The 10,391-nt window shown below is 70.4% G+C and carries 9 protein-coding genes; 5 read left to right on the forward strand and 4 right to left on the reverse strand.

Annotation, left to right across the window (positions count from 1 at the left end):
- On the reverse strand, positions 1-522 hold a 522-nt coding region (locus D7V88_RS33780; protein WP_120544737.1), incomplete at its 3' end, for a hypothetical protein.
- A gap of 393 nt (positions 523-915) precedes the next feature.
- On the opposite strand from D7V88_RS33780, the gene D7V88_RS33785 reads away from it, so the two are divergent.
- A complete protein-coding gene (locus D7V88_RS33785) occupies positions 916-3,555 on the forward strand; it encodes a M16 family metallopeptidase (RefSeq protein WP_244238531.1) in 2,640 nt (879 codons plus the stop codon).
- A 79-nt stretch (positions 3,556-3,634) separates the two neighbouring features.
- Here D7V88_RS33785 and D7V88_RS33790 read toward each other — a convergent pair whose 3' ends face one another.
- Positions 3,635-3,901, reverse strand: a complete 267-nt coding sequence (locus D7V88_RS33790; RefSeq protein ID WP_120544739.1) for a hypothetical protein — start codon at positions 3,899-3,901, stop codon at positions 3,635-3,637.
- Positions 3,898-4,818, reverse strand: a complete 921-nt coding sequence (locus D7V88_RS33795) for a PAS domain-containing protein (RefSeq protein ID WP_158625219.1) — start codon at positions 4,816-4,818, stop codon at positions 3,898-3,900. Before D7V88_RS33795 ends, D7V88_RS33790 begins: the two co-directional genes overlap by 4 nt.
- 196 nt (positions 4,819-5,014) lie before the next feature.
- Between D7V88_RS33795 and D7V88_RS33800 the strand changes: the two genes are divergently transcribed.
- The 3 genes from D7V88_RS33800 (at position 5,015) to D7V88_RS33810 (ending at position 8,118) form a co-directional block, all read left to right on the forward strand.
- Complete coding sequence (locus D7V88_RS33800; protein ID WP_120544741.1) at positions 5,015-6,568, forward strand: hypothetical protein; 1,554 nt, start codon at positions 5,015-5,017, stop codon at positions 6,566-6,568.
- Positions 6,569-6,634: 66 nt separating this feature from the next.
- Positions 6,635-7,393: a DUF1338 domain-containing protein gene (locus D7V88_RS33805; protein ID WP_120544742.1), complete on the forward strand. Its 759-nt coding sequence runs from the start codon at positions 6,635-6,637 to the stop codon at positions 7,391-7,393.
- 179 nt (positions 7,394-7,572) lie between these two features.
- Positions 7,573-8,118, forward strand: a complete 546-nt coding sequence (locus tag D7V88_RS33810) for a hypothetical protein (protein WP_120544743.1) — start codon at positions 7,573-7,575, stop codon at positions 8,116-8,118.
- Positions 8,119-8,169: 51 nt separating this feature from the next.
- Here the strand turns inward: D7V88_RS33810 and D7V88_RS33815 are convergent, their stop codons facing one another.
- Entirely contained in the window at positions 8,170-8,760 is a 591-nt protein-coding gene (locus D7V88_RS33815; RefSeq protein WP_120544744.1) for a DUF938 domain-containing protein, read from the reverse strand.
- Positions 8,761-9,063: 303 nt separating this feature from the next.
- Here D7V88_RS33815 and D7V88_RS33820 point away from each other — a divergent pair.
- Positions 9,064-10,391, forward strand: a 1,328-nt coding sequence (locus D7V88_RS33820) for a cell wall anchor protein (RefSeq protein ID WP_244238532.1), incomplete at its 3' end; no start/stop codon positions are given.

A 10,391-nucleotide genomic window follows, 5' to 3' on the forward strand; every position in this document is an offset into this window, starting at 1 on the left:
CCCCGGGACATCGAAGGTACAGGTCAGCTCGCCCCCGTCCGCGTAGCGATAGACGAAGTGGCCTTCCGCGTGGTCCAGCGCCACCCGGTCCAGCGTCACCGACCCCTCCACCGGAACCCCCGGCACGGCGAGGTAGCCCACTTGCGTGCCCCCCGTGTTGCCCCACCACCGGGACACCAGCGACGTCTCCTCGGGCACCAGCCGGTCCTCCTGTGGCAGGAGCTTCACGGTCTTCGCCGCGCCCTCCTCCACCGACGCGCCGCGCACCAGTTGGATGTCCACCCCGAACTCCTGGAGGCCCTCGACGCTGTCCGGCGTATAGGACAGGTCGATCAACGTGCTCGGCGTCCCGTCCTCCAGGAAGTCGATGCGTGTCAGGACGGCGTTGGTGGAGATGGGCCAGTTCACGCTCTTGCCCAGGTGGGTGCCCTTGCACTCTCCGGTCGCCTGGGGGTCACAGGCGGAGGCGAGCAGGGCCAGGGAAAGCAGCGGAAGGACGGTGCGGAAAGGCTGACGGGTCATGCCGCCATCCTAGACGCAGGCTTCCGGACTTCCGCCAGGACCGCTGGAACTGGAGGCGCCACGCAATTCCAGGCACCCGCCCTGATACGGGGAGTGAGGTGACGAAAGGGAAGCCGGGGTGCTATGAGTCCCGGCGTTGTCTGCCGTTACCGGCCCGCCTGCATGTCCCGTCAGGCGTTGTGTCTCCCCGGCCGTCCCGACATCACCTTTCAATCCGCCTGGGGGAGGCGATGGGCCGTTGCGCCCTTCGTGGGCTCCTTCCGGCATGCCGCCTGGAGCCGTATGTCCCCGTTTCGTTCCGTCCGCTGGCCGCGTCTGGCCGTGGGTGCCCTGACCTCGCTCTCCCTGACGTTGGGAGGATGCGCCACGCTTCCTCCGCGAGGGCAGGTCGTCATGCGCGACGTGTCCTTCCCCCTGCGGGACTTCCGCATGGCTTCGGGGTTGCGCGTGGTGGTGGAGCACGACGCTCGCTCGCCCGTGGTGGCGGTCGTCGCGGTGGTGGGCGCGGGCGGCTCCAGCGATCCAGGCGGCCGGGAGGGCCTGGCGCATCTGGTGGAGCATCTGGCCTTCCGCTCGCATCCGGCCGGGGCCCCATCCGCGACGGCGCGACTGGAGGCCGCGGGCGCGGGCCACTCCAATGCCTCCACCAGCCTGGACTACACCGCCTACGAAACGCTGGCTCCCAAGGAGGCGCTGGCCACGCTGGTGAAGATGGAAGGGCAGCGGCTGTCCGCGCCCATCGCCGGCATCAGCCCGGAGGTGTTCGCGGTGGAGCGCGAGGTGGTGCGCAACGAGCTGCGCCAGCGCAACGAGACGGGCTACGTGGGGCAGGTGTTCAGTTGGATCAGCGCGGCGTCCTACCCCAAGGGGGACCCGTACTCGCGGCCGGTGGTGGGCTCGCATGATTCGCTGAGTGCCCTCACGCTGGCGGACGCGCAGCGCTTCGCGCGCACGCACTACCGTCCGGAGAACGTCACCCTGGTCATCGCTGGCGACGTGGACCTGGCGGGGGTGGAGGCCATCCTCACGCAGAACCTGCCGCCCGCGTGGGTGGGCACCGGCCTGCCCCTGGCACCGGACACGCGCCTGCCCGCGAACCCCGTGGTGCCCGCCGTCGTGCCCATCCCGAAGACGATGCCGGTGTACGCGGCCGCCGTGCCGACGCCGGAGCTGTACCTGTCCTGGGTGCTTCCGCGCGGCTTCGATGAGGCCAGCGCCGTGCACGACTTCGTGGGCGAAGGCCTGGACAGCAACCTGTGGGAGTCGATGCGCAATGACGGCGACATCGCGGGCATCAAGACCGAACTCGTGCCGGGCACCCGGTCCTCCATGCTCATCGTGAGCGTGCAACTGTCCCATGGCGACCACCCGGAGCGCTCGGCGGAGAAGGTGCTGGACCAGGTGCACAAGGCCTGGAGCCAGGAGCTCAACGCCGGGGGTGTGCTGGGACAGGAGTTCAGCTTCCAGTCCCTGCGCCGCCAGGTGGTGACGGGCATGGCCCTGGAGTCGGAGCGCCTGCTGGCGCGCACGAAGCAGCGCGCGCTGCTCACCCACTTCACGCTCGACGTGCGCTCCTACACGCGCAGGCAGCAGGCACTGATGGGGCTGGGCGGCGGCAAGGTGACGGACTTCGCCTACGAATGGCTCCAGCGCGGCCGGGCGCACGCCGTCTTCGTGAAGCCGGGGGAGAGCGGCATCCCCACGCTGGTGGCCCCGCTGGCGAAGGTCTCCGCGGAGGAGTCCGGCCTGGAGCCGGGCCACCGCGTCACCCCGTCCATGCTCACGGCCACCACCACTCCGGTGCAGGTGCTGAAGCTGGACAACGGCATGGAGGTGCTGCTCGCGCCCCGGCCGGGCCTGCCCGTGGTGCGGGTGGGCGCCGCGATGGGCGGCGGGCTGACGTATGGGGCGAAGCCGGGCGTGGCGGACCTGGCCAACTGGGGCTCCTTCCGCGAGTCCTACTTCGAGGGCCACCTGAGTGACTGGGGCCTGCATGGCGGCTCCCGGAGCCGGATGGACCACGTGCGCGTGGACCTGGCCGGCACGGCGGGCAACGTGGGCAACATGCTGGCGATGCTCGCCGAGCAGCTCTCCACCACCCGCACGTCCGAGGACGCCGTGCGCTTCCTGCGCGAGCAGGTGCTGCCGTGGCGCGAAGCGGTGGACACGCGCCCGGAGGTGCTGGCGAACCGGGAGCTGATGCGCGCGCTCTACGGCGTCCACCCCTACGGCGGCGAGGCCACCGGGGCCCAGATGGGACAGGTGTCCTGGTCCGAGGCGCAGTCCTGGCTGGAGGATGTCTACCGCCCCGGCAACACGGTGGTGGTGGTGGCGGGTGAGTTCGACGTGAAGGAGGTCGAACCCATGGTGCGCAAGTACCTGGGCGGCTGGAGCCGGGGCAAGCCCCAGCCCGTGGTGGTGCCGCCGGCACCGGCGCTGCCCGCGGCGTCCCCGCGCGTGAGCACGCTCTTCACCTCGCGTCCCGGGGCCACGCAGGGACAGGTGCAGTTGGCCTGCCGTCTGCCCACGGCGACTCCGGAGCTGGAGGCGCGGTACGCGCTGATGGCGGAGCTGCTGGAGGTGAAGGCGTATCAGGAGACGCGCGCTGGGACGGGAGCCTCCTACGGTTTCGGGGCCTCACCGTTCATCGCCCGGGGCGGCGCGGCGCACCTGGTGGTGCGGGGCATGCTGGACGCGCAGCGCCTGGAGGAGGGCATCGGCGCCCTGCGCGCGACGCTGGCGGGGTTCGTGAAGGACGTGTCGGCCGCGGACCTGGAGCAGGCCCGGTCGCGACTGCTCGCGCAGCAGGCGGTGTCGTTCATCACCACGAATGAGTGGGTGGATGCGCTGCTCTCCGCGCGCGTGAAGGGCTTCCCGGTGGAAGCGGTGGCCCAGCGCCCCGCGCACCTCCAGGCGGTGACGGCGGACCAACTGAAGCAGGAGTTCGACGGCTGCCTCCAGCGCCTCGTGGTGAGCGTCACGGGCGATGAAGCCCGGAGCCGCGCCGCGCTTCAGGCGGTGTCGGTGCCGTAGCAGCAAGCGTGCGATGGGGCCGTGTCATATGACATGGCCCCGTCACGCGGGTGAGGAGGGTGCGACGCCTTCGCCAGCGTCAGCGGGAACCGGGCCGTGCGGGGGTGTCGCCGCTCGCCCCGTGCATCACGGCGTGCACGCTGAGCAGGCCTCCCACGGCGCCCGCGAAGCCTCCGGTGGTGATGAGGACCTGCGCGAAGCGATGGAGCTCATCCGCGCTGTTGATGTGGACGAGGCCCGTGGCGCGCAGGGCCTCCTCGAGGACGACAGGGCCTCGGGCAGGCCCCAGCACGGAGTTCAGCTTCGCGACCGCGACGCCGTGCCAGTCTCTGGGCTGGGTGTTCATCGCGAGGAGGACTTCGCTTCGAGCTCCGCGGCCCGCTGTTCGGCGGCGAGCTTCTCCGCGCGCAGCCGCACCAGCGTGGCTTCGGTTTCCCGCGCCTGCTTGCCCACTTCCAAGAGCAACGCTTCCGTGCGCTCACGCGCTTCGCGCTGTTCGTGGATGTTCGTGTTGGTGCCCAGCCACTGGAGGACGTGGCCGTTCGCGTCCCGCTCTGGCACCGCCCGCGCCAGGTACCAGGCGTACTGGCCATTGGCGAGCTTGAGCCGGAACTCGACCTCGTAGCCTTCGCCGGTGCGCAGCGCGGTCGTCCAACGCTCGATGGCAAGCTGCCGGTCCTCCGGGTGCAGGACGTTGAGCCAGCCCTCGGAGAGGAGGGTGGCCAGCGGCACGCCGAACTCGATGACCGCGCGGGAGCTCACGTAGTCCAGCAGGCCGTCCGGCTTCGCGGTCCACACCTGCACCGGGATGGTCTCCGCCAGGAAGCGGTAGCGCGCCTCGCTGACGCGCAGGGCCGCCACCGCCTGCCGCTCCGCCGTCAGGTCGCGGACCTCGATGATGGCGCCCACCACGGCGTCCGCGTCACGCAGCGGGTGGACGGTGAAGACGACGGGACGGGCGTGGCCGTCCTTGTGGACGAAGACATCCTCGCCCCGCTCGCGCCCCTGTTTTGCCAGCGCCTGGGCAAGGGGGCTGTCCACGCTCGGGGTGGGCTGCCCTTCCGCGGACGGGCGGTGCACCAGGTCGAGCAGCGACAGTCCGCGCGCGACGACCTCCGCGAGCGTGCGGCCCGTCAGGGCTTCCGCCGCCGCGTTCAGATAGGTGCACCGCAGCCGGGCATCCGTCATGAACAGCGCGAGTTCAGTGCTCTCGGCCAGGGTGCGCGCGACCGCGTCCACCTCCGGACGGGCCAGGGAGGTCACGGAAGGACTCGGACGTAGAGGAGTGGGGGGCACTCGGGTCGGCTCACTTCGAACGACAGGGGGTGTCTCACTGTACGCGGCCAGCCACGAAACACCACCGACGCCCAAGGGAGGAGAATGTCCGAAGCCGTAGGAACGGCCGCCCCCAGCGACGACCCGGTTCGAGGCATGCGTCCGTATGAGGAGCATGCGAACCATGAGCCCTCGTCGAACCCGCTTCCTGTTGGGCGCCCTGGGGTGGCTGGGAGCTTCCGCCTGTCATGGAACCGAGGTCCTCCCGGCGCCGTGTGACGGGGCGGACCGCGGGGTCGCCGGACAGCGACTCACGCAGTCCTTCGAGCACTGCGCGCTGTCATCACGCGTGGAGCCGCGCGCGGACTTCGGAGGACTCAAGGTCCGGAGGATCGCCGGACGCCCTCTCGTGCTGGAGACGGCGCGGGACGCGGGCGGTCGCGCAAGCCGCCGGCTCACGCTGCGGACCCCGGAGGGCGCGGTCCTCTGGCGCATCGACGAAGCGGCCGGGGAACACTTCAGCGACTTCACCGTGCACCCGTCCGGGGAGACGACGTTGGGCGTCGAACGCACCGACGCCGCGACCGGCGCGTTCGACCTGGTGCGACTGTCGGCCGAAGGGCAGGTCCTGTCACGCCAGCCGCTGCCTGCCCCCGCGACGGTGCCGCCCTCCGACCTGGGGGGCACGCTGCTCCCCTCCCCCTTCCGCATGAAGTCGTCATGGGTGGACGCACTCACCGACGGCTGGCTTCGCACGGAGGCGCGCGGTGAGGACGTGGCCGTGGCCTTCCTGTCGCGGGTCGCCACCGAGCAAGGCGCCCCCGACACACCGCAACTGGTGTCGGGGCTCATGACGCTCCAGTGGGCGGACGGTCGCTACCACGAGCAATGGACGCGCGTCGTCGACGGAGGCCACTCCACGCAGCCGGCGGCCTGGGCCTACGACGAGTTCCGCTGGCGCGAAGCCCCGCTGCGACCACTGCTCGCGGTGGACGGTGATGGGCGGCTGGTGGTGGGCCGCACGTGGAACACGTCCCGCTGTCTGGCCGCGAGCCGCACGTTCAACGAGTTCACCAGTCTGCACTGCAAGACGGGCGACGATGTCACCTCCACCGCGGACACCGAGCGCCAGCCCTTCGCCGTGACGACCTTCACGCCGACGGGGGCTCGCATGGGAACGCACGTCTTCGTTCCCGCGAGCGCCGCGGAGTTCGTCGTCTTCGACATGGCGGTGCGCGAGGGAGAACTGGCGCTCGCCGGCACGGTGGTGACGGAAGGCGCGGACGGCACGGTGGGGTACTACCCGTCCGCGCCGGGGGAGGCGGCCCTGATGACGCCGTATGACGGCTATCTGGGCGTGCTGTCGCTCGACACGGGGGCCCTGCGCTTCGAGCACCGGGTGGACACGGGCCGCGCGGATCACTTCTCCGCGCTGCGCTGGACGGACGCGGGGCTGCTCGCGGTGGGTGGCTCCGGCTGGGACCGGTGGTACGGCGGCATGAGCATCTCACGCGGCGCGGGCGCGCTCCTCGCGTTGGCCTCCTCCGATGGACAGACGGTGCGCACGCAGCACGCGGGCCCCGAAGGCCAGGACCGTCACTTCCACCTGCTGGGGGTGGACACGGACGGAGACTCATTGGTGGCCGTGGGCCTCGCGGAGGCGCCGATGACGCACTCGGGAGATGGCGGGAACACGGCGGCCATGACCTTCGGGGGGCTCACCGTGGAGCTGCGCTGAAGCACGCCTGGAATCCATGCGGATGCCACTCCAATCCCAGGCACCGCGCGGACTACACTGGCGCGAATGACGACCTCCGCCTCCGACGCCTCGCGGCTGCTGGACCTGCTGTGGGAGCGCTATGCCTCCGAAGTCCCCTTCGCCCGCACCTTCGTGGCGCTGTCAGGAGGGCAGCTCCGCAATGACCACGTCGCGTTCCGCACGCTCGCGCGGCCCGAGGGGGGCATCGCGCTGTTCTCGCGGGTGTTCGAGCGGTTCGGCTGGCGTCCAGCGGGGACGTACACCTTCCCGGATGCGCACCTGTCCGCCATCTACCTGGCCCACCCGGACGGACTGCCGCGCGTCTTCCTCTCCGAGCTGAAGTCGGAGGAACTGTCACCGAGGGCCCGCGAGCTGCTCGCCGCGCTCCCGGTGGATCCACCGCCTCCGGAGGACGTGGAGGCGCTCGCGGCCTGGTTCTCACCGCCTGCACCGCCGGATGAGACCGCGCTGCTGGAGCTGGAGAAGGAGACGCAGTACGGCGCGTGGCTGCTCGCGTTCGGCCGCAAGGTGAACCACTTCACCGGCGCGGTGGACGACGTGGAGGCGTGGCAGCGGCGCATGCGCGAGGCGGGCGTCCCCATGAAGACAGACATCGAGGGCGCACCCGGCACGTCGCTGCGCCAGACGGCCACGCACGCCTCCCCCCTGCCCCTGCGGCTCCGGGATGGGAGCACGCGCACGTGGCCCTATGCGTACTTCGAAATCGCCCAGCGCTCAGGGGGCTTCGACGGCTTCCTGGGCCCGCAGGCCCGCGCGCTGTTCGACATGACGAAGCGGAGCTGAGGCTCGCGGCCCGGGGGTGGTGAGCCGCGTCGCTCACGCCTGTCCTCCGCGGGATGAAGTCAGCGCCCCGTGGGGTGGGGCCTTCAGGCGTGGCCCCGAAGTTCCCTGCTTGCGAAGCCGGAAGCCCCATCCCCACCTTGCGCACGAATAACTCACGACAGAGGAGGCTCACCGTGCCCATGTCCAGACTTTCGCTGGCCCTCGCCGCGTCCGCGGCGCTGTGCTTCACCGCAGGTTGTTCCAAGCAGGGGATGCACAAGTCCGAATCGACGAAGGCGACTTCCGCGTCCAAGGACCCGAGCTGCCCCATGGCGGTGCCGGGCGCCCAGGTCCGCTCGCAGGAGACGTCGGACGGCGTGGCGCTCATCTTCACCACGTCGGATCCCTCCCAGGTCACGGACCTCCAGATGCGCGGCCGGAAGATGATGGTCGAGCAGGCCCAGTACGCGCGCTCGCAGACGCCCATGGACCTGGCGCAGGCGGAAGACCTGGGCGTCAGCGCGACGGAGGAGCAGGACGGCATGGATGACACCGGCACCGGCGGTGGCGGCTCCAAGGGCTCGGCCGGAGCGCCCACGGTGCCGTCGCGCGCGATGGTGCAGGACACCGCGAACGGCCTCACCGTCACCTACTCCGCCGACAATGGGATGCAGAAGCGTGAGCTCATCGACCAGGTCAACGCGACGGCCCATCAACTGGAGAAGGGCCACTGCCCCGGCATGTAGCCGCGAGCAGGTCGCCGGGACGGCGCGCGAATGCCGTCCCGGTGAGAGGTCCTACCGGGCGAACACGACCGTGAGGTTGTTGCTCGGCATCTCCACCACGCGCTCCCGCACAAGCCCGTGTCGCAGCGCCTCGGCGCTGACCGCGCCCAGTTCGCGCACACCCCAGGCCGCGTCGCGGGCCTTGAGCGATTCATCGAAGGCGACGTTGCTCGGCGCGGGCACGACACCTTCCACGAAGTAGGGCCCGTACAGGACGAGCCGCCCTCCCGGGCGCAGCACCCGCCCCGCGCCCCGCATCAATCCCTGACAGGCCGCCCACGGCGCGATGTGGATCATGTTCACGCAAAGCATCGCGTCCGCGTGCTCCACCGGCCACGCGTCGGAGCTCGCATCCAGCACGCGCGCGGGAAGCAGGTTGGGCGTCCCCTCTTCCGCACGCCACGCGTCGATGCTCTCCAGCGCCCCCGGATCCCCATCCGTCGGCTGCCAGCTCAGCCCTGGAAAGGCCCGGGCGAAGAAGGCCGCGTGCTGGCCGGTGCCGCTCGCCACCTCCAGCAGGACACCGGAAGCAGGCAGCACCTCCTTCAGGACGGCGAAGAGCGGTTCGCGGTTTCGCTCGGTGGCGGGAGCATGGCGCATCATGAACGACGGTCTTCCACACCCGCGCACGCGAGGGAAGTCCACACTCCGGGTGCCGGGCCTTCACGTCGCGTGGCGCGGGCAACGGCAGCCATCGGTCCACCAGCGGACAGGCAACCGTGCGGAACGGAAACACCTTGCCCCTTCAAAACGGCTCCTCGCGGAAGTTTGCACTCCCGGGCGACGTGAACGGAGGACGTGCGGGAATTCCGCAACAGTCGTTCGCCCTTTCCGACAACTTCCTGCGAAAGCGAGAACGCCGTCGGTTCTCGTGGATGTCTGTCTCGCATCACCATCCAGTCTGGAGTGACCTTGAAGTTCTTCAATCGGAATGTTTCACGCATGCTGTGCTCGGTGTCGCTGTTCGCGCTCGCGAGCTGTGGACCGCAGGACCTGGACTCCACCTCTGTTCCCGAGCAGGACGGCGTCTCCGCCGAGGTGGGGAGCAAGCAACAGGCGCTGTCCACCATCGCCTACCGCAGCAGCAGCACCGCGAGCGGAATCAGCCTCACCTCGCTGACCCTCACGAAGCCCGCCGGCACCGTCGCGGGGGACGTTCTGCTGGCGCGCCTCGTCAACCGCAACTTCGTGGCCGCGGTGGCGACGCCGCCCGCGGGTTGGACGTTCCTGCGCTCGGACCAGAGCGCGTCGCAGCTCAAGGCGTGGGTCTTCTACAAGGTCGCGACCGCGTCCGAGCCCGCCAGCTACGCGTTCACCCTGGACCTGGCCAGCAACCTGGCCGGCAGCATCTCCGCCTTCTCCGGAGCGAACCCGACGAACCCCATTGACGCGCATACGGGCCAGAAGAACGGCACCACCGCCAGCTTCAACACGCCCGCGCTCTCCACCAGCACCGCCAACGGCGTCGCGGTGTGGTTCGGCTCGCAGTTGTGGGCTGGCAGCACATGCCCGGCGAGCCCCATCGTCCCGCCCACGGGCTTCACCGAGCCGGTCGACACCTGCCTCGTGTCCCCGTCCACCGCCATCCTCTACGACGTCGCCTACAAGGACCTGGCGGCCGCGGGCGCCCAGGGCTCGTTCAACGGCTCGTCGCCGTACCCGAACACGAACATCGCGCAGGTCGTCGCGCTGCGCGAGGCGGACGCCACCGTGTCCTGCACCGTGGGGGACACCTTCGCCACCACGTACACCACCCAGGGCACCGTGGCGTCCACCGCCATCGTGGAGCCGTCGGGTCTGGCGGCAAGCCGCCTCACGCCGGGCGTCGTCTACGTGCACAACGAGGACACCACCGCCATCGTCGGCATCAGCACGGCGAACGCCGCCACGCTGGGCACCTTCAACGTGTCCAACGTGACGCCCGCGGACTGGGAGGACGTCGCCACCGGCCCGTGCCCCACCGGCCAGTGCATCTACATGGGGGACATCGGCCGCTCGAGCGCCAACTTCCCCACGCCGCCGAACGTGTTCGCCGTCTACCGCATCCCGGAGCCCAACATCGGTGCGGGCCAGACGAGCGGCGACCTCACCGCGGAGACCTTCAAGTTCCAGTACCCGGACACGGCCAAGGACGCGGAGACCATCATGGTCCACCCCTCCACCGGCGACATCTACATCGTCACCAAGTCCTCCGCGGGCGCGAGCAAGGTCTACAAATTCCCCCAGCCGATGCC

It is taken from the genome of Corallococcus terminator, assembly GCF_003611635.1.
Lineage (GTDB): Bacteria > Myxococcota > Myxococcia > Myxococcales > Myxococcaceae > Corallococcus > Corallococcus terminator.